This is a genomic window from Halovalidus salilacus, from assembly GCF_031852275.1.
GTDB lineage: Archaea > Halobacteriota > Halobacteria > Halobacteriales > Natrialbaceae > Halovalidus > Halovalidus salilacus.
The window spans coordinates 435,736-456,105 of sequence record NZ_CP134700.1 but is presented as its reverse complement, the minus strand read 5'-3'; the positions used below and the strand labels follow the sequence as shown (position 1 = coordinate 456,105).

General features: G+C 68.4%; 23 protein-coding genes. 10 read left to right on the top strand and 13 right to left on the bottom strand.

The window, feature by feature from the left end; translation table 11 throughout:
- Window positions 1-15 precede the first annotated feature (15 nt).
- Together RJT68_RS02305 and RJT68_RS02300 are read left to right on the top strand one after the other, a co-directional pair.
- Window positions 16-450, top strand: a complete 435-nt coding sequence (locus RJT68_RS02305; protein WP_407038770.1) for a hypothetical protein — start codon at window positions 16-18, stop codon at window positions 448-450.
- Between the two features lie 94 nt (window positions 451-544).
- Complete coding sequence (locus RJT68_RS02300) at window positions 545-1,879, top strand: TIGR00341 family protein (protein WP_407038769.1); 1,335 nt, start codon at window positions 545-547, stop codon at window positions 1,877-1,879.
- 73 nt (window positions 1,880-1,952) lie between these two features.
- On the opposite strand, the gene RJT68_RS02295 is transcribed toward RJT68_RS02300, so the two are convergent.
- Window positions 1,953-2,141 carry a hypothetical protein gene (locus RJT68_RS02295; RefSeq protein ID WP_407038768.1) on the bottom strand — a complete coding sequence of 63 codons (189 nt, stop codon included), beginning with the start codon at window positions 2,139-2,141 and terminating at the stop codon, window positions 1,953-1,955.
- 82 nt (window positions 2,142-2,223) lie between these two features.
- A complete protein-coding gene (locus RJT68_RS02290) occupies window positions 2,224-3,657 on the bottom strand; it encodes an MATE family efflux transporter (RefSeq protein WP_407038767.1) in 1,434 nt (477 codons plus the stop codon).
- A gap of 136 nt (window positions 3,658-3,793) precedes the next feature.
- Between RJT68_RS02290 and RJT68_RS02285 the strand changes: the two genes are divergently transcribed.
- Window positions 3,794-4,300, top strand: a complete 507-nt coding sequence (locus RJT68_RS02285) for an OsmC family protein (RefSeq protein WP_407038766.1) — start codon at window positions 3,794-3,796, stop codon at window positions 4,298-4,300.
- A gap of 189 nt (window positions 4,301-4,489) precedes the next feature.
- Here RJT68_RS02285 and RJT68_RS02280 read toward each other — a convergent pair whose 3' ends face one another.
- Complete coding sequence (locus RJT68_RS02280; RefSeq protein WP_407038765.1) at window positions 4,490-4,681, bottom strand: hypothetical protein; 192 nt, start codon at window positions 4,679-4,681, stop codon at window positions 4,490-4,492.
- 271 nt (window positions 4,682-4,952) lie between these two features.
- The gene (locus RJT68_RS02275) at window positions 4,953-6,041 is read right to left on the bottom strand and encodes a geranylgeranyl reductase family protein (RefSeq protein WP_407038764.1); all 1,089 of its coding nucleotides are present in this window, start codon (window positions 6,039-6,041) and stop codon (window positions 4,953-4,955) included.
- Window positions 6,042-6,173: 132 nt separating this feature from the next.
- Here RJT68_RS02275 and RJT68_RS02270 point away from each other — a divergent pair, with 132 nt between their 5' ends.
- The 3 genes from RJT68_RS02270 (at window position 6,174) to RJT68_RS02260 (ending at window position 8,336) form a co-directional block, all read left to right on the top strand.
- The gene (locus tag RJT68_RS02270) at window positions 6,174-7,025 is read left to right on the top strand and encodes a cyclase family protein (RefSeq protein WP_407038763.1); all 852 of its coding nucleotides are present in this window, start codon (window positions 6,174-6,176) and stop codon (window positions 7,023-7,025) included.
- Window positions 7,022-8,017: a fumarylacetoacetate hydrolase family protein gene (locus tag RJT68_RS02265; protein WP_407038762.1), complete on the top strand. Its 996-nt coding sequence runs from the start codon at window positions 7,022-7,024 to the stop codon at window positions 8,015-8,017. Before RJT68_RS02270 ends, RJT68_RS02265 begins: the two co-directional genes overlap by 4 nt.
- Before the next feature lie 67 nt (window positions 8,018-8,084).
- The gene (locus tag RJT68_RS02260) at window positions 8,085-8,336 is read left to right on the top strand and encodes a hypothetical protein (RefSeq protein WP_407038761.1); all 252 of its coding nucleotides are present in this window, start codon (window positions 8,085-8,087) and stop codon (window positions 8,334-8,336) included.
- Window positions 8,337-8,348: 12 nt separating this feature from the next.
- Here the strand turns inward: RJT68_RS02260 and RJT68_RS02255 are convergent, their stop codons facing one another.
- The 5 genes from RJT68_RS02255 to RJT68_RS02235 are packed head-to-tail and all read right to left on the bottom strand — an operon-like array spanning window position 8,349 to window position 11,367.
- The gene (locus tag RJT68_RS02255) at window positions 8,349-8,951 is read right to left on the bottom strand and encodes a GTP-dependent dephospho-CoA kinase family protein (RefSeq protein ID WP_407038760.1); all 603 of its coding nucleotides are present in this window, start codon (window positions 8,949-8,951) and stop codon (window positions 8,349-8,351) included.
- 22 nt (window positions 8,952-8,973) lie between these two features.
- The gene (spt4, locus tag RJT68_RS02250; protein WP_407038759.1) at window positions 8,974-9,171 is read right to left on the bottom strand and encodes a transcription elongation factor subunit Spt4; all 198 of its coding nucleotides are present in this window, start codon (window positions 9,169-9,171) and stop codon (window positions 8,974-8,976) included.
- Window positions 9,172-9,173: 2 nt separating this feature from the next.
- A complete protein-coding gene (locus RJT68_RS02245) occupies window positions 9,174-9,743 on the bottom strand; it encodes a DNA-directed RNA polymerase (RefSeq protein WP_407038758.1) in 570 nt (189 codons plus the stop codon).
- Window positions 9,744-10,130: a PIN domain-containing protein gene (locus tag RJT68_RS02240; protein WP_407038757.1), complete on the bottom strand. Its 387-nt coding sequence runs from the start codon at window positions 10,128-10,130 to the stop codon at window positions 9,744-9,746. It lies immediately after the preceding gene.
- Window positions 10,131-10,134: 4 nt separating this feature from the next.
- Entirely contained in the window at window positions 10,135-11,367 is a 1,233-nt protein-coding gene (locus RJT68_RS02235; RefSeq protein ID WP_407038756.1) for a translation initiation factor IF-2 subunit gamma, read from the bottom strand.
- Between the two features lie 246 nt (window positions 11,368-11,613).
- On the opposite strand from RJT68_RS02235, the gene RJT68_RS02230 reads away from it, so the two are divergent.
- From RJT68_RS02230 to RJT68_RS02220, 3 genes are all read left to right on the top strand, one after another.
- Entirely contained in the window at window positions 11,614-12,606 is a 993-nt protein-coding gene (locus RJT68_RS02230; protein WP_407038755.1) for a DUF5787 family protein, read from the top strand.
- A 457-nt stretch (window positions 12,607-13,063) separates the two neighbouring features.
- A complete protein-coding gene (locus RJT68_RS02225; protein ID WP_407038754.1) occupies window positions 13,064-14,077 on the top strand; it encodes a phospholipase D-like domain-containing protein in 1,014 nt (337 codons plus the stop codon).
- A 137-nt stretch (window positions 14,078-14,214) separates the two neighbouring features.
- Window positions 14,215-15,219 carry a DUF4382 domain-containing protein gene (locus RJT68_RS02220; RefSeq protein WP_407038753.1) on the top strand — a complete coding sequence of 335 codons (1,005 nt, stop codon included), beginning with the start codon at window positions 14,215-14,217 and terminating at the stop codon, window positions 15,217-15,219.
- Between the two features lie 304 nt (window positions 15,220-15,523).
- Here the strand turns inward: RJT68_RS02220 and RJT68_RS02215 are convergent, their stop codons facing one another.
- The 3 genes from RJT68_RS02215 to RJT68_RS02205 form a co-directional block, all read right to left on the bottom strand.
- The gene (locus tag RJT68_RS02215) at window positions 15,524-16,666 is read right to left on the bottom strand and encodes a thiolase family protein (protein ID WP_407038752.1); all 1,143 of its coding nucleotides are present in this window, start codon (window positions 16,664-16,666) and stop codon (window positions 15,524-15,526) included.
- Between the two features lie 117 nt (window positions 16,667-16,783).
- The gene (locus tag RJT68_RS02210; protein WP_407038751.1) at window positions 16,784-17,641 is read right to left on the bottom strand and encodes an MBL fold metallo-hydrolase; all 858 of its coding nucleotides are present in this window, start codon (window positions 17,639-17,641) and stop codon (window positions 16,784-16,786) included.
- 196 nt (window positions 17,642-17,837) lie between these two features.
- Window positions 17,838-19,091 (bottom strand): tRNA (N(6)-L-threonylcarbamoyladenosine(37)-C(2))-methylthiotransferase, encoded by a 1,254-nt coding sequence (locus RJT68_RS02205; protein WP_407038750.1) that lies wholly within the window; start codon window positions 19,089-19,091, stop codon window positions 17,838-17,840.
- Between the two features lie 322 nt (window positions 19,092-19,413).
- Here RJT68_RS02205 and RJT68_RS02200 point away from each other — a divergent pair, with 322 nt between their 5' ends.
- Window positions 19,414-20,142: a DUF547 domain-containing protein gene (locus tag RJT68_RS02200; RefSeq protein WP_407038749.1), complete on the top strand. Its 729-nt coding sequence runs from the start codon at window positions 19,414-19,416 to the stop codon at window positions 20,140-20,142.
- A 35-nt stretch (window positions 20,143-20,177) separates the two neighbouring features.
- Here the strand turns inward: RJT68_RS02200 and RJT68_RS02195 are convergent, their stop codons facing one another.
- Window positions 20,178-20,351: a hypothetical protein gene (locus RJT68_RS02195; protein WP_407038748.1), complete on the bottom strand. Its 174-nt coding sequence runs from the start codon at window positions 20,349-20,351 to the stop codon at window positions 20,178-20,180.
- Between the last annotated feature and the right edge of the window lie 19 nt (window positions 20,352-20,370).

The following is a 20,370-nucleotide window of genomic DNA, read 5'->3' as shown; positions in this document are numbered from 1 at the left end:
CGGCCCACGCCGGGTATGGGCTCGAGTACGAGCGGCGACGCGCCGATCGATTCTCGCACCGACTTCGAAGAACTCTCAGCGCGCCTGCGAACGCAGTCGAGCGAGGCGCCCGGGTCCGACACCGAGCGCGTGACGATCCGCTCGCTCGAGGACGTCAGCGTCGACTCGCTGACGAGCCTGCTCGAGGCCGAGATCGCCGAGGAGGGCGAGGGGACCGCGCCCGGCGACCTCGCGTTCGTCCTCTCGCGGACGAACGCCGAGTCGCTCACCGAACGGGAGGCGGACGTCGACGACGTGGCCGACCTCGAGGCGGTGCTGGGCCGGACGGTTCAGGTCGAGGAGGGCGTGCCGGACGACACGGTCCTGTTGCTCGATCCGGACGCGATCGAGGGCGAGGAGATCCGCGATCCCGCCGCCATCGCGTGCGGGGTCGTCGGGAGCGTCGACTGAGACCGATCGAGAGGACCGTCGCGACGGTCGGGTCGTCCAGCGACCCGTCCACTGCCGCCCCCGAACCTTTCCGGAGATCCGTCGTGGCCCCGGTATGCGCTACCTCGAGGTCGCGGTGCCGGAGGGGAAGCGACGGGCCGTCCTCGTCATCCTGGACGAGGAGGGAATCGACTACGTCGTCAGCGACGAGACCAGCGGCAGGGGGTACGCCGCGGTGGTCCGGTTTCCGGTCCCGACGCGGGCCGTCGAACCGCTCCTCGACCGCCTGAAGCGAGCGGGGATCGGCGACGAGTCCCGGGTCGTCGTGATCGACGCCGAGACGGTCGTCTCCGAGCGGTTCACCACGCTTCGAAACCAGAACAGTCGGGGCGGCCAGACGGGCTCTCGTACCTCGAGGCAGGTCCTGCGGACGAAAGCCGACGAACTCACGCCCCCGTTTTCGATCTACGCGATCATGCTGCTCATCAGCGCCGTGGTCGCCACGGCCGGACTGCTGACCGACTCGCCGGCGGTCGTCATCGGCGCGATGGTGATCGCGCCGCTGCTCGGCCCCGCCCTCGCCGCCAACGTCGGCATCGTCACCGGCGACGACCGGCTCAAGTCGACCGGCTTCACCTACCAGCTCGTCGGCGTCGCGACGGTCGTCGTCGCCTCGATCGGACTCGCCGTCCTCGCGCGCCTGGCCGGCCTCGAGCCCGCGGGCGTGGACATCGTCGTCGCGACGGAGCTCCAGGAGCGGGTCTCGCCCAACCTGTTCTCGCTCGCGGTGGCCCTGGGCGCGGGGATCGCCGGCATCCTGAGCCTCACTCGCGGCTTCTCGGAGGCCATCGTCGGCGTCATGATCGCCGCCGCGCTCATCCCGCCGTCGGCCGCGGTCGGAATTACGCTGGCCTGGGGGATGTACGGCGCGGCGGTCGGCGCCGCCGCCCTCGTGATCGTCAACCTCCTGTCGATCAACCTGGCCGCGCTGGCGACGCTGTGGACCGCCGGCTACCGCCCGCAGGGCCTCTTCGAGGTCTCCCCCACCCGACGGCCGACGTACGTCTACGCGTCGATCTTCGGCGTCGGACTGCTGGTGCTCGCCGCCCCGCTCGCCAGCGTCACGCTGGTCGACTTTCACACGACGGAACTCCAGTCCGAGACCGAAGCGGAGGTCGAGTCGGTGCTCGAGGAACCCCGCTACGACCGCCTCGAGGTCGAGGACGTCGAGGTCGAACTCGACGGCGACTACCCGATCCAGTCGGTCGAGCGGGTGGTCGTGACCGTCTCCGGATCGGAGCCGGGTCCGGATCCCGGACTCGCCGATCGGCTCCACGAAGCGATCGAACCCCACGGCGACGGGTCGCTGGTCGTGGAGGTCCAGTACGTCGTGTCCGAGGAGCGCGGCGTCGGTAGCGGGGAGGGGGAGAACCAGAACGAGGAGGAATGACGGGCGGCGCTCGACGATCGATATCGGCGCGCGACGGACCGCGCCTCGAACGAGATCGGTCCGCCACTCACGCCTACCGATCCAGCGCCGCGCCGATCCCGGCGCCGATCGCGACGCCCATCGGGAGCCACAGCGCCAGGTCGTCGGTCGCGACGCCGATCGCGGTTCCGATCGAGATTCCGATCGCGATTCCCACGCCGAGATCGGAGCCGTCGCTTCCGTCGTCCCGGTCGGGCGACGGCTCCGAACTGCGGTCGGTCATACGACTGTACGGACGCTCCACGCGGGTATAACGGTCGCCCAAACGACTGAGCGGCCGACGGACGCCCCCGTCGGTCTCGGTCCTACTCCGATCCGGCGGGCGTCGAGGGGCGGTATCGACGACTCACGACCTTCCACCGGCCCCTGCGGAACAGCCAGTAGTTGATCCCGCCCGGGACGGCCGTCTCGAGCAACAGCGCGAGGTAGAGGGCCCGGACGCCGAGCGGCGTCACCAGCCCGAGCGCGGCCGCGGGGAGGGCGAACCCCCACCGGCCGATCAGCGAGGCGACGAACGGCATGCGCGTGTCGCCCGCGCCGAGCAAGGCCCCCGTCGCCGCGCCGTCGACGCCGAACCCGATCGCGCTGACCGCGCCGACGGCGACGAACGCGGCCGCCTGCGCGACCTCGTCGGGGCCGACGAACGGACCGGCGATCGGTTCGGCGAAGACGATCACCAGCGCGGCCAGGACCGTGTAGCAGACGGTCGACAGCCGGATGATCGCCGCGCCGTAAGCGCCCGCGTCGTCCTCGTCGTTCGCGCCCAGGCGCTGGCCGACGAGCGAACTCGAGGCCAGCGAGAGCCCCCAGTTGACGGCGTTGATGAGGCTTCGGACGCGACGACCGGCCTCGAGGGCGGTGACGATGACGGGGCCGAACGAGGCGGCGATCCACAGCAGCGGGAAGACCGCGATCCCCTGGGCGAGTCGCCGACCGATCTCGGGCGCACAGATCTCCACCAGTTGCCGGAGCAGCGTCGGCTCGAACCACGGCCCCGAGCGCGAGATCGGAACCGGACTGGGTTCCATGCCGAGGACGCCGTAGGAGCGGCCGGTCATCCCCCACGCGAGGACGACCGTCACGAAGCCCGACGAGAGGGCGGTACCGAGCGCCGCGCCGGCGACACCCATGTCGAAACCGAAGATGAACGCGCCGTTGAGGGCGACGTTGAGCACCGCGCCGCCCGCGCGGGCGATCATCTCGGTGAACGTGTCGCCGACGCCCGTGTAGGTGCGGCTGGCGATCAGGTTCAGGAGTTCGAACAGGACGGCCGGCGCGACGAAGGTGAGGTAGGTGGCGCCGTGGGCCCTCGAGGCGGGTTTGGGGCCGAACAGGCCGATCAACGGGTCGGCGAACAGGACGAAGGCCGTCAGGATCGGCAGCGCGATCCCGACGGCGAGCAGGACGCTCCCGTTCACCGCGAGCGAGGCGCGCTCGGTCTCGGCGCCGCCGTAGTTCTGCGAGACGAGGCTGACGGTGCCGCCCGCGACGCCAAGCCCGAGCATCGTGACGATCTCCCAGTACGCGAGGGCGTAGGCCAGCCCTGCAGTCCCCGCCGTCCCGACGGCGACGCCGACCATCGCGAGGTCGGCCGTCTGCTTGGACATGATCGCGAACCCGGTCACGATCCGGGGCCACGCGAGGTCGACCGTCGGACCGAAGCGCTCGGCGTCGATGATCCCGAGGCGCTCGAGGACTCGCGCGAGGAGCGCGACGACCCCCGTCTGCCGGCCGGTCATTCACCGGTCGTTTCTCGAGCGGCGTCTTCGGTCTGTCGGCTACGGAAAACCGGACCCGATACCGAGCGGTCGATGGTTCGACGGGATCGCTCCAGTAGTAGCTATTTTCAGGGTGCGCGATGAACCCGAACTCGTCATGAGTGAGAGTGACTTGCGAGAAGAACAGGAACCGTTGAAGAAGGAGTACGAGGAAAACCCGGAGGCCGCACAGATCACCCTGTCCGCGACAGGGCAAGAGCAGGACGACGTCAGGGCGTGTAGCGTCGACATCGGCCGAGCGATATACGAGGCGGAGCTGCACGAAGGTGCGGGCGGCCCGGGGGCGGGAGCCTGCTCCGGTGACCTCCTCCTGGGCGCGCTGGCAGCGTGCGCTCAGTTGACCGGCCAGGCCGTCGCCGAGAACTTCGGTGTCGACGTCGACATCTCGGTCGAAGCGAGGGGGGATCTCGATCTTCGCGGAACGATGGGCGTCGACGACGGGGTGCCCGTGGGGTTCGAGGACGTTCGCCTCGACGTCTCGGTCGAGGGGGACCTCGACGCGGACACCCGCGCGGCCCTGGAGAAGTACACCGAACGGTACTGCGTCGTCTACCAGACGCTCGAGAACCCACCCACAGTCGAAACGAATTGGGAGTTCGAATAAGAACCGGGCAGCACGGCGAGTTAGGGACGCGCTCCGTTTCTCGCACGACTCGCTTCACCCTATCTAACGGCCGCGAAAAGGCGCGTGCGAGAGACAGAGGCTGAGTTGACTACGACGGTATCGATTGGTTCACACCACCTCCAGTGAACCAGCCGACGAGTAGCCATGCGTATCGAACGGCGTCGGCGGTCAGTCTATTTCCTCGTCTCGGATGACGGCGCTATCCGACTCCTCGACGACGTGGAACTCGTTCGACCCGCAATCGCAGCCTGTTCTCTTTCCAATCGGTTGAACCGTTCCGTCAGGCCACTTTTCGGCGGCGTAGACAGAACCACAGGACGAGCAAGAAACGACCGTACGTACGCTCTCCCCCTCGGGCATCGTTTCCACTGTTGACTCGCAGTCGCAATAACTGTATTGTGATGATTCGGGTGAATACCATCGACTGCGTGGTCTCTACCCTGTATCTTGCACGGCGCTACGAACACCATCTGTAACCGGGAAGAACCCCGGCGGTCGGCTAGCGGTTCCGTCGAACGGCTAACTCACCGAAGGCCCGCCGAACAACTCGGCGAGGTCGTACTGCGCACACTCGAGCGAGGACGGTCCACTACTCGACCTGAACGTGGGGTCCGAGGACGAGCGCGAGAACCTACCGAAGCCTCGAGAGCATCGCCTTCAGGTGGGCCGGCGAGACGAGCGACGTCGGCCGGTCCATGTGGACGCCGATCTCGCCCGAGAGCGCCCGGAGGCCGACGCGCTGGATCGGCTCGGGCAGCGAGTACGCCCGACGGAGCAGGTGGCCGAGCGTCTGCTCGCGCTCGAGGTCCTCGCGCCACGCGCGTTCGTAGGCCGCCAGGGTGGTGGGTCGGTCGGGGTCGACCTCGCACACGGCATGGTCGGCGCAGGTCATCCCGTAGAGGATGCCGCCGCCGGTGAAGGGTTTGGTCTGGGCGGCGGCGTCGCCGATCAGGAAGCCCCGACGGGTCGTGACGCGAGCGGGCGGGCCGACCGGGATCGCGCCCGAGCAGCGGTGGGAGACGTCGACCTCGTAGCCGTCGATCAGGTCCTCGAAGTGCTTGGTCACGTGCACGCCGGGCGGCGCGGCGAGGCCGTACTCGACGCCCGCCTCGCCCCTGGGGATGCGCCAGGCGAAGAACGTGGGCGCGGTGAGGTGGACGTCGACGAAGTCCTCGTCGTCGTCCTCGTCGGAGAAGGCCAGCACCCCGTGGAGCAGTTCGTCCGGTTCGGGCAGCGAGAGGGCGTCGCGCACCCTCGAGCGGGGGCCGTCGCAGCCGGCGACCATCTTCGCCTCGAAGCGCTCGACGCCGTCGGGGCCGTTCGCGACGACCTCGACCCGATCGCGCTCCTCGCGGACCTCGGTGACGGTGTAGCCCTCGCGCACGTCCGCGCCGGCCTCCCGAGCGAGGTCCGCGAGGTGGCGGTCCAGCCCGACGCGGTCGATGACGTTCGAGGCCACCTCGCGCTTGTAGAAGGGGTAGGAGGTGCTGTGCGGGCCGCCGACGTGGAAGCGCGCGCCGTAGATCTCGTTCTGGAAGAGCTCCTCGTGCGCGTCCGGACCGGTGAACTCCCAGATGTCGGTGCTCACGTGGCCCGAACAGGCCAGGGGTTCGCCGACCCGCCCCTTCTCGAGGGCGAGCACGTCGTACCCCTCCTCGGCGGCCCGGCGGGCGAACCGCGCCCCGGGCGGTCCGACGCCGACGACGACGAAATCGTACATGCTCGAGTCGTTCACCCTGGCGAATAAATAAGTTCTCGAGTTTCGCACGGCGAATCCCGCCGCTCGGGCGGTCGAGGGTCGACGGCCGCCGGGATACCCACGCTTATGCCCCCGTCGGGAATATGTCAACCCATGCTACGAGAACTGCTCACGTCCGACGGGGGAGAGCTGATCGACCTGAGCATCGGACTCGAGGACGGCGTCGCCAGCGAACCCGAACCGCCCTCGATCGGGCACTTCGACCACGAAGCGGGAGCCGAACGCCTCGCGGAGAACCTGCGGGCGATGGGCCACGACGTCGACGCCGAGGACTTTTCCGACGGGATGGGGCTCGCCTGGGAGGACCTCGAGGTGATCCCCCACGCCGGAACACACATGGACGCGCCCTGGCACTACGGACCCGAGGTGGACGGCGGACCGGCGAAGACGATCGACGAGGTGCCCCTCGAGTGGTGCGCCGGCGACGCGGTCGTCCTCGACTTCCGGGAGAAGGAACCTGGATACGAGATCACGGCGGCGGACGTCGAGGACGCCCTCGCCGACCTCGATCACGACCTCTCGCCGGGCGAGATCGTCCTGATCCAGACGGGCGCGGACGAGCTGTGGGGGACGCCCGAGTACCTGACGCAGTTCCCCGGAATGGGCGCCGAGGCCACGAAATATCTCGTCGAGCGGGGGATCAAAGTGATCGGGACGGACGCCTACGGCTTCGACAAGCCCTTCACGGCGATGGGCGAGCGCTACGCCGAAACGGGCGACGAAGGGGAACTGTGGCCCGCCCACTTCGCCGGCCGCGAGGTCGAGTACTGCCAGATCGAGAAGATGGCGAACTTCGACGCCCTCCCGCGGAAGACGGGAATTCCGATCGTCGCGTTCCCCGTCAAGATCGAGGACGCCAGCGGCGGCTGGGTGAGGCCCGTTGCGATCGTCGAAGACGAAGCAAGCGGTGAGACTGGGACCGAACACGGAGGTGCGGACCGATGAAACTCGCGACCGTCGAGGTCGAGACGGCCCTCGGCCCGGCGCGGCGGATCGGCGCCGTGGCCGAGGAGGCCGAAGGCGAGGGCGCTCCCGCGGGCGAGGCCACGCTGATCGACCTCACGACCGCCTACGCCGCCGCCCTCGAGGCCGAAGGCGAACCCGCGCCGACCCGACTCGCCGAGGCGCACGTCCCGCCGGAGATGGTGGCCTTCCTCGAGCGGGGCGACCGAGCCATCGAAGACGCCCGGGAAGCCCTCGAGTACGCCGCCGAGACGGACGCCGAGCGCGGCCCCGACGGCTCCCGCCTGCGGTACGAGGCGGGCGAGTACCGCCTGCTCGCGCCGCTTCCCCGGCCGAACTCGCTGCGCGACTTCATGGCCATCGAGGAGCACGTCCAGAACAGCATGGAGGGGGACGTCCCCGACGTCTGGTACGACCTCCCGGTCTACTACAAGGGGAACCCCGACAGCGTCGTCCACCCAGGGGAGACCGTCGAGTGGCCCGCGTACTCGAGTATCATGGACTACGAACTCGAGATCGCCGCCGTCATCGGAAAGCGGGGCCGGGACGTCCCCGCCGAGGAGGCCGAGAAGTACGTCGCGGGCTACACCGTCTTCAACGACTTCAGCGCCCGCGACATCCAGGGGAAGGAGATGGGCGGTCGGCTCGGCCCGGCGAAGGGCAAAGACTTCGCGAACGGCCTCGGTCCGTACGTCGTCCCCCGCGACGATATCGACGTCCTCGAGGCGCCCATGACCGCCCGGGTCGACGGCGAGGTCTGGTCCGAGGGGACGGTCGACGAGATGTACCACACGTTCCCCGAGATCATCGAGCACGTCTCCCAGTCCGAGACGCTCCACCCGGGCGACGTCATCGGCAGCGGCACCGTCGGCGGCGGCTGCGGGCTCGAGTTGGGGACGTGGCTCGAGGACGGGTCGACCGTCGAACTCGAGATCGAGGGGATCGGCGCGCTCGAGCACACGGTCGAACGCTGACGGCGTCGGCCGCTTCGCGCGTCGGGTCGGGGCCAAGGACTACCGGACTGGGCGGTGAATCGCCCCCATGTCGACGGTGAGCGTGTTCGGCGGTATCAGGTACGGGATCGGGTTGATCGTCTACTACGTCGCGCTGACGTTCATCACCGCCCTGTTGGTCGGAGGCGGTGCGTTCCTCGTCGAATCGGGGGGTGAGATGGCGGCGATCGGCGCGGTACTCTGGTTCGTCGGCGCCGTGGTCTTCTTCGCGGGACTCGTGGGCTTACTCTACAAGGTGATCGCGGACGGCGTCAAAACCGGCCTCGAGGCGGCGCGGTGATCGTCCGGTGGTCTAATCATCCCGACGTTCGGACGCGTCCTCGAGCAGCGCCCACAACCGCCCGACGTCGCCGTCGAACCGCTCGAGCAGCGCGCGCATCTCCGCGCGAACCTCTTCGTCGACGATCACGTGGACCATCCCCTCGTCGGGCTGGCCGTAGACGACGCTCGCGCCGTCCGGGGCTGCGACGATCGCCGGCAGCGCCACGAGGTCCTCCTCGCCGTCGACGAAAATGGTCGTCGGTTCGACGTCCTCGAGGCCCTCCAGGAGGGCCCCGATGACCGCTTCCGTGATGACGGCGGGCGGGTTCGTCACCTCGAGGGTCGACCCCCCGAGGGCGACCTCGCGGATTTCCTCGTCGACCGCTTCGCGCTTCGTTCTGCCGTCGACGAGGGCGACGTCGGGATCGAGACCGGCCCGGCGGAGGTGGTAGGTGACGACGTCGCCGACGGCGATGACGGGGCCGGAGACCCCCTCGAGCAAAATGGCGGCGTCGGTCTCGATCGGGCCGAGGGGATCTTTGAGTTCGCCTCGCAGATCGTCGGGGAGGGAAAGCAGCGGCTCGTCCGGAGAATCGGAACGCTCGCTCGCGTCGGTGGAGTCGTCGCGAGTCACGACTGGGTCGACCTCCGGTCCGTCACCGAACCTTCAGCGCGTACGCGCCGGGTTCGGTGACCTGCATCTCCGTGGCGATTTCGCTCTCCTCGGGGTGAGCGATGACCACGTAGCCGGCCCAGTCCTCGGTGAGCGAGGAGGAGGCGCAACTCTCGCAGGTCTCCGCGTCGGCCTCGTTCACCCGGTGACACTCGCGACAGACGAGGCGGTTCGTGGCCATGGTCACTCACCCGCGGCGGCTTCGCGCTTCTCTCGGTCTTCCTCGAGCCACCCGTGCTTGCCGAGACCGGGCTGTTTCGCGGTGAGCCCGATCTTGGAGTCGCGCGGGTTGCGCTCGTCGATGCTCTTGGTGACGATCCGCGCGCGGACGGCGTCGTCGACGCCGAGGGCGCGGTCGGACTCGTTCGAGGCGAGTCGCTGGTTCTCCCGGTCGAACGCGAGGTACTCGTCGGAGATCTGGGAGACGTGGAGCAGCCCGTCGACGGGGCCGATCCCGACGAAGGCGCCGAACTCGACGACCTCGACGACGGTGCCGTCGACGACCTCCTGCATCTGGGGGTCGTAGGTGACCGCGTCGAACTCGGCCTCGTAGTAGACCCCGGGGCGGTTCGGCAGGACCGTCCCCTGGCCGATGTCGTGCACCTCGGTGACGGAGACGACGCTGCCGACCTCCTCGTCCATTCGTCCCTCCAGTTTGTCCTGGAGCAGTCGCTTCACCAGTTCCGGCGAGATTTCGCCGAGTTCTTCCGGCGGTACCTCCACCGTATCCTTTAGTCTGACCCGTTTGTACATCTATGGTCGAGTGATTGCCAACTTGTTCCTCCCGCGTAATGCAAGTACCGGTATGCGTTCCTCGAGCACCCGGTCTCGCAGCGCGAGATCGTTCGTGACGACGTAGTCGACCGCGCCCTCGCGGGCGAGTTCGACCAGCGCGTCGTCAGCGTACGATGCCTCCGTGTCGACGACCAGACAGCGTTCGGTCGCCAGGTCGTGGCCGACGTTCGCGGCCGTTCCCTCCGTGCCGCCTTTCTCAGACAGCCGCCTGAGCTCCTCGATCACCGCCTGGGGCGTCGTGGGTTCGACGTCGTCGAGCAGCCGGTCGAGTTCGTCGAACAGCCGCACGTCGAGTTCGACCGGCATCATCAGCGCGCTCGTGTCGAGGGCGGCCCGTGTCGTCATCGATCTATCCCTGCAGCGTGCCGAGACCGATCAGCCGCCAGCGGGCGCCGATCCGCCGGTTGATCGCGATCTTCGCGCCGGGTTCGGCGCAGACGGGCCGCTTGAGGCGAACCTCGCACTCGCCCTCGCGGGCGCTCGTCACCGCGCCGACCGTGGTCGACGTGCCGACGGTCATCATCAGGGGTTCGCCCGTGCTGATCTCGTCGACCGTCTCGCCGGTTTCGGCGCCGACGACGCGGTCGAGCAGGTCGACGTCCATCGTGAACGACTGCCAGGTCGGCGGGAGGCTCCCCGGCGGGCCGGCGATCCGCCCCGCCAGGGCGTCGCCCTTCGTGAGCGAGGGGTCGAGGCCGGTGCCGACGCCGAGCAGCCCGCCCGGGGTGACGCTGTCGACGGACTCGCCGCCCGCCTGCAGCGAGCGGACCGTCGTCTGGATGGGCACGTACTCGGTCTGGCCGCCCTCCTCGACCTCCCGGCCGGGTCGGATCTCCAGGTCGTCGCCGACCTCGAGTTCGCCCCGGACGAGACTACCGCCGAGGACGCCGCCGGTGAGGTTCGCGGCGGTCGTTCCGGGCTTGTTGATGTCGAAGCTGCGGGCGACGTGCATCCGGGGGTCGGCGTCGGGATCGCGCTCGGGCGTCGGGATGTGCTCCTCGATCGCCTGGATGAGCATGTCGATGTTGACCTCCTGACCCGCCGAGATGGGGACGACGGGGGCGTCCTCGGCCACCGTCCCCTCGACGAACTCCGTGATCTGCTCGTAATTGTCCCGGGCGGTCTCGGCGTCGACGAGGTCGACCTTGTTCTGGGCGATGACGATGTTGTCGATGCCGATGATGTCGAGCGCCATCAGGTGCTCTTCGGTCTGGGGCTGCGGGACCGGTTCGCTCGCGCTGACGACCAGCACGGCGCCGTCCATCAGCGACGCTCCGGAGAGCATCGTCGCCATCAGGGTCTCGTGACCCGGGGCGTCGACGAACGACACGGTCCGCAGCGGCTCGCTCGCGGAGCCGTCCGGACACTCCTCCTCGACGGTGTACCGTTCGGGTTCGTCGAGCCCCTGACACTCGCGGAACGTGGCGTCCGCGTAGCCCAGCCTGATGGAGATCCCGCGTTTCATCTCCTCGGAGTGCTGGTCGGTCCACGAGCCGCTCAACGCTTGCACAAGCGTCGTCTTGCCGTGGTCGACGTGGCCGACGAGCCCGATGTTCACCTCCGGTTGTCGATTTCCTGCCATAAGACGATAGTAATCTTAGTAGAGCTTCCGCCGTGCGCTTGATAAACCTACTGTTCTGCGGGCGGCCGAGCGCGGTGGCGACGACTGCGGTTTCTCGCGCCGGCTGACCGATTCGATCCGGCCTTGTGGGCCGTCGATCAAGTCGCCGTTGCTTGCGACGGTCCGACCGTCGTTCCCGGCCCGGCCGCCCCCGGCGATCCGAGTCGGACCCGACGACTTTTCTCGTCGGCGGCCTACCCTCCGCTCGTGTCGCCGACCGTTTCCGAGTTCGCCTTCGAACTCGAGCTGTGCGCCCGCCTCGAGGCCCGCGGGGACGACGTCGTCGCCCGGCAACTCGGCGGGAGCGTCGCGAACCCCGGGGGGCGGATCCTCGATATCGTCTGCGTCGAGTCGGGACCCGAGTTCGAGGAACGTGCGGCGATCGCGAGCGAAGCGATCCCGGACGCCGCCATCGAGGCCGACGTCGGCACGGGACGGGCGCGCTACTGGAAGGACGCCTTCGACTGCCACCCCGATCGCGCCCGACGGGCGACCGAACGGGCGCTCGAGATCGGTTTCTTCGAATCCGAACTGCGGAACGGGCGGGAGTACGTCCGTCAGGTCGCCCGCTACCCCGACTGGTTCGGTCGGATCGTCGGGATCGAGAACAAGCCGGACCTCGGGACGCCGGGCGACCTCGAGGCCCAGCTTCGTCTCGACGCGAGCCTCGGACTCGTCGACGAGGCGATCCTGGCGACCGAGAGCTACGTGACGCGCGCCCACCTGAACCGGCTCCCCGAGGAGGTGGGCGTCTGGCGCGTGCACGGTCGAGGGGAGTCGAGACCGCTCGAGATCGACGTGATCCGCGACCCCGAACCGCTCGCGGTCGACGAACCGGGGATCGAACCGCTGCAGTACTCCCCGGGTCGCACCGACGTCGCGGTCGTCTCTCCGGACGACAAGGCTCGAACGCGGCGGCGAATCGCCGAGCGCGCCTACGGCAAGGGCTGGCGTACGTACGACTTCCCGGCGTGCGGGTCGTGCGTTCCCGACGACTCGAGCGGGGCGGCGCTGCCCCACTGCGCGTTCGAGGGCCGGCCGGTCCACGCCGATTCGGAGTGCGGGCCGTCGTGTCCGGGGTACGAACCCGCGTCGGCGCCCGAGGTTGACCTCGAGGACGAGCGCGACCGCCGGACGCCGTGGGTCGCCGTTCCGACCGGGAAGCGGCACCGGCAATCGGGGCTGGATCAATTCGGATAACCTCGTCTCGCCGGGACGAACGCACCGCTACGTCCGGTCGGGAGCGCCCCTCGAGCGATTCGGATCCGCCGAACAACCCGCCGTTCGGGAAAGACGAGCCGCCGGGGTGTGAACGCTGAACTGGTTCACGGGGACGGCTATGCGCCCGTCGTGAGACGCATCGAGCGATCCCTCCCTTCGCCCGATGAACCGCGAGACCACCCCGGATCGTCGACCGAAACCCGGATCCGACGAACGACCCGCCGATTCGCGTTCGAGCGGACGCACGCGGCGTCGGTCCGTCGAGGCGCTCCTCCCGAACGCGAGTCGGAGATCGCTCCTCGCGGCGATCGGTTCGGTCGGTCTGGCGGGTTCGCTCGGATTCGGATCGGACGCGATATCGGTGGCGGCGACCCGCCAGGCCGACCCACGAATCGAGCCGATTTTCAGTTACCCGTCGGAGTTCGGAGTGCCCGACGTGGTCCACGAACGAACGGTACAAGACCTGCTGCGCCGAGCCGCGTCCGGGACGGCGGTGCACCTCGCCACGTACACGTTCACGCTCACCAGCCTGGCGAGGGCGTGTATCGCGGCCGCCGATCGCGGGGTGGACGTCAACGTGCTGGTGGACGAGTGCAGCGCCGAGACGGACGCGACGCGGCTGCTCCTCGAGGGCGGGGGTGACCGCGCGTCGGTCACCGTCGGCGGCGCGACCGGCGACGGTATCGATCACAACAAGTTCCTCCTCGCGGAGGAGCTGCGAGACGGGACGTCGAAGGTCGTCCTCCAGTCCTCGTCGAACTTCACGATAGCCCAGCGCTACCGCCACAACACGTCGGTCGTGGTTCGCGACGACGGCGACCTGTACGACGCCTATCGGATGTACTGGGACGACATGGTCGCCGGCGAGACCGATCCGAACTACAATCGTACGGAAGAAACCGACGCGGCGACGGTGTACTTTTCGCCGCGCTCGGACGTCGACACCCACCTCGAGGCGCTGGAGCGCGTTACCCCGAGCCGCGACGCGACGATCAGGTTCGTGGTTTCGATCTGGACGCCGAGACGGTCCGCGGTCGTCGAACGGATCGCGGAACTCGTCGAGGGGGGCTGCACCGTCGAGGTGATCCTCGACGAGGAGAGCCGCGCCATCGTCCCGCACCTGCGACGGGCGGGCGCGGACGTGCTCGAGTATCCGTCGACCGCGTTGGGGGAACTGACGCCGGGGCAATCGCCGAACGTCCACTCGAAGACCATGCTCGTCGACGCCGACGTGGACGCGGACGGCGAAACGAAACGTCGACGCCTCGTCTACACCGGCTCGCAGAACCTGAGCGAAGCCGGGCTGTGCGATAACCACGAGGCGCTCCTCCGGATCGAGGACGACGACGTCTACGACCAGTTCGTCGGGGACTGGGAACGCGTCTACGAACAGGGGCGTCGCCTGGTCGGAGGCGAGATCTCCGCGCTCGTTCGACGTTCCGGGATCTAACGATCGGGACCGCCCAGTTCGGACGAGGGTGGACGGAGGATCGACGGACGTCACACCGGGTCGAAAACGTTTAGAACGGTTTTGAGGGGGCAAAACGAGCGGCAATCATATATCCTGATATGTCCTCCGACGAGGCGATGACTGACGAACGAACGATCGACGACCGCGGTGGAAGCGGCGGGCGACGCGTACTCGACGTGGGCCGCCGGACGTTCCTGGCGGTCGGCGGCGGCGTCGGTGCCGCGGTGCTCGCCGGCTGCGCGGCGGAGCGGTCGCCGGCGGAATCGAACGACGACGAGACGGACTCGGACGAGTCCGCGGACGAAAACGGCGGCGCCTTCCGACTGTTGATCAGCGACAGGCCGGCCGATATCGGCGACTTCGACCGACTCGAGGTCACCCTCGACGAAGCCCGCGTCTTCGACGGCGACGACGAAGACGAGGACGACGAGAACGACGGGGAACGCGACGACGAAGACGAGGGCGGCGCAGAAGGTGAAGACGAAGACGAGGAGGAACGCGAGGCCGATGGCGAACGCGAAGACGACGAAACGGACGGAGGTTCGACCGACGGAGACGGCGACGAATCGGCGTCGGACGGGGAAGACGCGGACGAAAACGAAACGGACGACGAAAGCGACGACGTCGAGCGAGGGTTCTCCGTCCTCGACCTCGAGGGCGCGACCGTCGACCTCACGGAGGTCGTCGGGGAGAAGGCCATCTCCGTCTTCGAGGGCGAACTGCCCGCCGGCACCTACCGAAAGATCGAACTCCACGTCTCGGACGTCGAGGGGATCGTCGACGGCGAGCCGGCGAACGTGAAGGTGCCCAGCGAGAAACTCCAGATCACGCAGCCGTTCGAGATCGATGCCGACGGCGGCGTCGACTTCGTGTTCGACATCAACGTGGTCGAGCGCGGCCGCGAAAACGGCTACATCCTGAAACCCGTGATCTCGGAGAGCGGCGTCGCGGGTAGGGACGTCGACGTCGAAGAGGTCGACGCGAAGGGGAACGAGAAAAACGAGAAGCCGGACGACGAGGAGGACGACCCCGACTCCGAGGCGGGCGAATCCAACGACGACGCGGACGACGACGAGAACGACGGGGACGGCGAGGACGGCGGGGACACCGGCGACGCGTAACGCCGCCGTGGGACTCGTCTCCCGGCTCCCCCAGTATCTCCGGCGACGGACTCGAGCGCGACCGCGGGCCGTCTACCGCTCGAGTCGTTCCCGTACCGGCGAGAACTCGATCGTCCCACCCTGAGACGGCCTCTCTCGACGCTCGAGGGCGCACTCCCGAAACGGGACGAAAAGCCGTCTGTCAACCCCTCAGGGGAGACCGAACTCGATCGCCACACCCTGACGCGACCAGCTTTTGTCTCGGTCGTCACTCCGTTCCTCCCTCGCAAAAGCTGGACCAAACGGCCGGAACGACCAATTCGACTCAGGGGAGACTGAACTCGATCGCCGCCCCCTGCCCGAAGCCGACGCACTCGGTCGCGATGCCGCGCTCGACGCCCCGGCGGCGCATCTCGTGGATCAGGGTGACGGGGAGTCGGGCGCCCGACGCGCCGAGGGGGTGGCCGATGGCGATGGCGCCGCCGTTGACGTTCAGGCGGTCGTCGGGGATGCCCAGTTCGCGCTGGGAGTAGATCGTCTGGCTCGCGAACGCCTCGTTGATCTCGACGAGGCCGTAGTCGTCGATGTCGCGGCCGGCGCGCTCGAGCAGACCCTCCGTCGCCGGTACCGGGCCGACGCCCATGATCGTGGGATCGACGCCCGCGACGTAGCTGGTGCCGACCTCGGCGAGGATCTCGAGGCCGCGCTCCTCCGCGAACGCGCGGCTGGTGAGCAGGACGCCGGCCGCGCCGTCGGCGATCTGGGAGGCGTTACCGGCGGTGACCGTTCCGTCCTCCTCGAACACGGGCGGGAGACCGGAGAGCGTCTCGACGTCCGTTCCCGGGCGGAGCCCTTCGTCCTCGTCGTGGACGCCGTCCTCGGTCTCGATGGGAACGATCTCCTCGTCGAAACGGCCCTCCTCGGTCGCCTCGACCGCGCGCTGCTGGCTGCGAGCGCCGTACTCGTCCTGGTCTTCCCTGCTGATGTCGTACTGCTCGGCGACCTTCTCGGCGGTCATCCCCATCATGAGGTTCTCCATGCCGTACTCCTCGTCGAGTTTCGGGTACATCTCGCCGCTCTCGGCGGCGCCCATCTTCACTCGGCTCATGCTCTCGACGCCGCCGGCGAAGACCGCCTGATGGCGTCCGGCCGCGATCGAGTCCGCGGCGCTGATGATCGCCTGCGCGGAGGAGGCGCACTGACGATCGATGGTCGTCGCCGCCACCCCCTCGCCGAGGTCCGAGAAGAGGGCGACCTGACGGGCGATATTCGTCCGCTGCTCGCCGCGCTGCTGGGCGCAGCCCCACATCAGATCGTCCACGTCCTCGCCCGCGAGGCCCGTCTCCGCGAGCATCTCGTTGACGAGCGGGATCGACATGTCCTCGGCGCGGAACGCCGCGAGCGCGCCGTCCTCCCTGCCCTGTGCCGTCCGTACCGCGCTAACGATTACCGGAGTGGTGTCCGCCATGGTCGTTAACAATTTTTCGCGAATATAAAAATCTGCGTCAATCGGTAACTCGCAGGGGGACCTCGCCGTACAGGAGTAACCAGCGGTGGCCGATCGAGGGGACGACCCGCCGGTCGATCAGTCGACGCGCTCGAGCGACTCGCCGTCGAGGACGTACGTCTCGCCGTCGAGCGCCAGCGGGTCCTCGAACGCCTCCTCGAGCGGGTAGAAGTGGGCCAGGTGGACGAGCCGCGTCAGCCCGGCGTTCAGTTCGTCGGCGAGGTCCAGCGCCCCCTCTCGAGTCATGTGTTTCGTGCCGAACGTCCGGGGGACGCCGTCGTCGTCCTCGTGGCGGCCGCCGATCGGGTGGTACTCGCAGAGGTGGGCCGGGACGATGGCGTCGGCCAGGAAGAGATCCGGGTCGGCGAGCACGTCGCGGGACTCCTGGGGGACGGCGTAGCTCGTGTCGCCCGAGATCGACAGCTTCGCGCCCGTCTCGGGGTCCTCGATCGCGAGGCCGTAACAGACCAGCGGCGGGTGGACGACGGGGACGAGCGTCACCTCGAGGCCGCAGATACGGGTCGGCTCGAGGGGCGTCGTCGGGACGACGTCCACGAGGTCGAGGTAGTGGTAGTCGGAGGCGACCGTCTCGGCCACGCTCTCGCCCGTCTCGGGGTCGGTCTCGTTCGCGGCGTACACCTCGAGCGAGTCGAAGACGCGGAAGGCGTTGCCCAGGCCGTCGAGGTGGTCGAAGTGGACGTGGGTGATCACCGCCGCGTCCGGGAGCGGGACGTCCTCCCGGAGGAACTGGTACCGGAAGTCGGGGCTGAAGTCGACCAGCAGTGACTCGCCGGTGCGCTCGTTCTCGACGTGGACCGAAAAGCGGGTGCGCTCGAGGCCCCGTTCGCGAGCGGCCTCGCAGGTGTCGCAGTCGCAGCCGACGGTCGGCGTGCCGGTCGTGTCGCCGGTTCCGAGGAGGGTGACGCGGACGGTCATCAGTGGAACTCGTCGCCGCCGTCGATTCCTCGGGCCGTCGACGTCCGCGAACGCGGCCCGTCGGCGGTCGGTACGAACGGTTCGGCGAGGCTCACGCGTGACGACCCGCTACTCATCGGTGTGTGCTATGCAGCCGCGATATTTGGGTGTTTGTCCCCCGGTCGGGACGGGCGACGGTCGGCCGGTTCGCTCGAGCCTAGATCGGCTCGCCGAAGGCGTACATCGTCTCGTGGGCCGTCACCTCGAGGTCGACGAAATCGCCGGGCTCGAGGCCGCGCTCGCCCGCGTTCTGGACGATGATCTGGCGGTAGGCGGAGTCCCGACACTTCACGGAGTCGGCGACGCCTTCCTCGACGACGAGGCAGTTCTCCCGAACGTCGCCGACCATCTCGGCGTAGGCCTCGCCGACGATCTCTCGCTTGAGTTCGCTCATCTCCCTCGAGCGCTCCTTCTTGATCGTCCCGCCGAGGCCCTTCAGCTTCGCGGCGTCCGTGCCGGGGCGCTTCGAAAAGCGGGTGACGTTCACCTTCTCCGGGCGGGTCTCGCGGAGGAGTTCCATCGACTTGCGGTGGTCCTCGTCGGTTTCCGTCGGAAAACCGACGATGAAGTCCGTCGAGAGCGTCCAGTAGTCGAGGTGGGCGTCGAAGGTGTCGACGACCTCGAGGTACTCCGCGACCTGGTGCTGGCGGCGCATGTCGCCGAGCACGTCGTCGCTCCCGGACTGGACGGGCGCGTGGAGGAAGTCGTAGAGCTTCTCGTTCTCCGCGAAGACTCGAGCGAGTTCCTCGCGGATGCCGTGGACGCCCTTCGGGTTGGCCATCCCGACCCGGACGCGGAAGTCCCCGTCGATCTCGCAGATGCGCTCGAGCAGTTCGTGGAGCTTTCGTTCGCCCGTATCCCAGCCGTAGACGCCGGTATCCTGGCCGGTGATTCGAATCTCCTTCGCGCCGGCGTGGACGAGCGCGCGGGCCTTCTGGACGTTCTCCTCGACCGGCGGCGAGTCGATCTTGCCCGTCGCGTGCTTCGTGATGCAGTACGAGCAGTTGGACGTGCAGCCCCGGGCGATGGGGAGGATGCCGACGACGCCGTCGAGGACGGGTTCGGCGTCGGGGGTCGTCGTGGGACACTCGCCGTTCGTGACCGCCTCGGGGACCTCGTCCCAGTGGAGGACCTCGCCATCGATTCCGGCCCGGTCGAACTCCGGGCCCTGGGCTAAGGCCATACAGCCCGTGATGAACAGGTCGGCCGTCTCGTCGGCCAGTTCCTCGGCCCGGCGGAGCATGTTGCGCTCGGTCTTCTCGACGACGGTGCAGGTGTTGAGGATGGCGACGTCGGCCTCCTCGGGGCCCTCGACCCGGTAGTGGCCCGCGTCGCGGAGCCGCCGCTCGATCTCGCGGCTCTCCCCGCGGTTCGACGTGCAGCCGTACGTTTCGATGTGGTACCGGGCCATTCGTGCCTCGCGTATCACGTGCTGGGGCCTCGGCGGGCAAAAGCACGACGAATTTCGGGTGGGCGCGACGGCCGGAACGAGCCGGTCGGATCGGGCCGCCTCGTCCGCTATCCCGAGTCGACCGCTGTGATCGTCGACGGCGTCGGTCGTCGCGATCAGCGCGCCGACGACGGTCGATCCGATGAAACCTCGACGGTCACCCCGCGGTTCCGATCTTCACGCGACGGTACCGGTCTTCACCCCCGGAAACGGTCCTTGAGAGAGACTGTCTCTCGAACCTTGAACAGGCTTTCAAGATACCCGTGGGACTAGTGGGTATCGAATGTCCACCCAGCTTGACCCGGCTTCTCTTCCGGCAGATCTCCTCTATGCGGTCGAAACGGGCGGTGACGTGGAACGGCTTCGAGCGTACCTCACGTCGCTCGAGCAGTCCCGGCTCGAACGGGCGTTGACCGGGCGCGCCGACAAACTCGCGTTCTGGCTCAACTGTTACAACGCCTACACCCACTTGCTGCTCTCGGACGAGCCGTCGGCGCTCGAGGGCGGTCCGCTCGAGCGGTGGAAGTTCTTCGCCCGCGATCGGGTGCCGGTCGCCGGCGTCTGGCTCAGCCTCGCGGACATCCACCACGGGATGCTCCGCGGGTCGAAACACCCCCTGGGGCTCGGCTACCTGCCGCGGCCGTTTCCGTCGCCGTTCGAACGCCGGTTCCGCGTCGAGCGGGTGGATCCGCGCGTTCACTTCGCGCTGAAGACCGGCGGCGAACACGATCCGCCGCTGATGGTCTACTCGTCGCGCGACATCGACGAGGGACTCGACTTCACCGCCGAGTGGTTCCTCTCGCGCAACGTCGACTACACCCCCGAGGAGTCCGTCGTGACGATTCCGCGGTGTTTTATTCGGTACCGCGGAGACTTCGGCGGCACGGCGAGCATCCTCGAGTTGCTCCGATCGTACGACGTGATCCCCGCCGAGGCTCGGCCGACGATCGAGTACAAACCGAACGAGGGGGGCGAGGCGAACCCGTTGCGGACGGAAGCGCCGCAACGATGACGACGGGAGGTGCGCCGACCCTGCGCGCTCGCGCGTCAGACGCGGTGGCCGCGTTCCTCGTACGCGTCGACGTGCGCGAGCAGTTGCGTGACGAGTTCCTCCGGGTCGTGGTCGGCGAGCATGTGCTCGCGACGGTCCGACTCGGCGTCGAAGCCGTCGTGGCACAGCGGACACTCCAGTACGGGTTCGATGAGCGTTGTGCGACCCATACGAGGGAGACGCAAACGG

Bases quoted from the DNA above. Each gene is read 5' to 3' on its own strand.
- RJT68_RS02305 (WP_407038770.1), top strand. From the start codon at position 16: ATGGGCTCGAGTACGAGCGGCGACGCGCCGATCGATTCTCGCACCGAC.
- RJT68_RS02300 (WP_407038769.1), top strand. From the start codon at position 545: ATGCGCTACCTCGAGGTCGCGGTGCCGGAGGGGAAGCGACGGGCCGTC.
- RJT68_RS02295 (WP_407038768.1), bottom strand. From the start codon at position 2,141: ATGACCGACCGCAGTTCGGAGCCGTCGCCCGACCGGGACGACGGAAGC.
- RJT68_RS02290 (WP_407038767.1), bottom strand. From the start codon at position 3,657: ATGACCGGCCGGCAGACGGGGGTCGTCGCGCTCCTCGCGCGAGTCCTC.
- RJT68_RS02285 (WP_407038766.1), top strand. From the start codon at position 3,794: ATGAGTGAGAGTGACTTGCGAGAAGAACAGGAACCGTTGAAGAAGGAG.
- RJT68_RS02280 (WP_407038765.1), bottom strand. From the start codon at position 4,681: ATGCCCGAGGGGGAGAGCGTACGTACGGTCGTTTCTTGCTCGTCCTGT.
- RJT68_RS02275 (WP_407038764.1), bottom strand. From the start codon at position 6,041: ATGTACGATTTCGTCGTCGTCGGCGTCGGACCGCCCGGGGCGCGGTTC.
- RJT68_RS02270 (WP_407038763.1), top strand. From the start codon at position 6,174: ATGCTACGAGAACTGCTCACGTCCGACGGGGGAGAGCTGATCGACCTG.
- RJT68_RS02265 (WP_407038762.1), top strand. From the start codon at position 7,022: ATGAAACTCGCGACCGTCGAGGTCGAGACGGCCCTCGGCCCGGCGCGG.
- RJT68_RS02260 (WP_407038761.1), top strand. From the start codon at position 8,085: ATGTCGACGGTGAGCGTGTTCGGCGGTATCAGGTACGGGATCGGGTTG.
- spt4 (WP_407038759.1), bottom strand. From the start codon at position 9,171: ATGGCCACGAACCGCCTCGTCTGTCGCGAGTGTCACCGGGTGAACGAG.
- RJT68_RS02245 (WP_407038758.1), bottom strand. From the start codon at position 9,743: ATGTACAAACGGGTCAGACTAAAGGATACGGTGGAGGTACCGCCGGAA.
- RJT68_RS02240 (WP_407038757.1), bottom strand. From the start codon at position 10,130: ATGACGACACGGGCCGCCCTCGACACGAGCGCGCTGATGATGCCGGTC.
- RJT68_RS02235 (WP_407038756.1), bottom strand. From the start codon at position 11,367: ATGGCAGGAAATCGACAACCGGAGGTGAACATCGGGCTCGTCGGCCAC.
- RJT68_RS02220 (WP_407038753.1), top strand. From the start codon at position 14,215: ATGACTGACGAACGAACGATCGACGACCGCGGTGGAAGCGGCGGGCGA.
- RJT68_RS02215 (WP_407038752.1), bottom strand. From the start codon at position 16,666: ATGGCGGACACCACTCCGGTAATCGTTAGCGCGGTACGGACGGCACAG.
- RJT68_RS02210 (WP_407038751.1), bottom strand. From the start codon at position 17,641: ATGACCGTCCGCGTCACCCTCCTCGGAACCGGCGACACGACCGGCACG.
- RJT68_RS02205 (WP_407038750.1), bottom strand. From the start codon at position 19,091: ATGGCCCGGTACCACATCGAAACGTACGGCTGCACGTCGAACCGCGGG.
- RJT68_RS02200 (WP_407038749.1), top strand. From the start codon at position 19,414: ATGTCCACCCAGCTTGACCCGGCTTCTCTTCCGGCAGATCTCCTCTAT.
- RJT68_RS02195 (WP_407038748.1), bottom strand. From the start codon at position 20,351: ATGGGTCGCACAACGCTCATCGAACCCGTACTGGAGTGTCCGCTGTGC.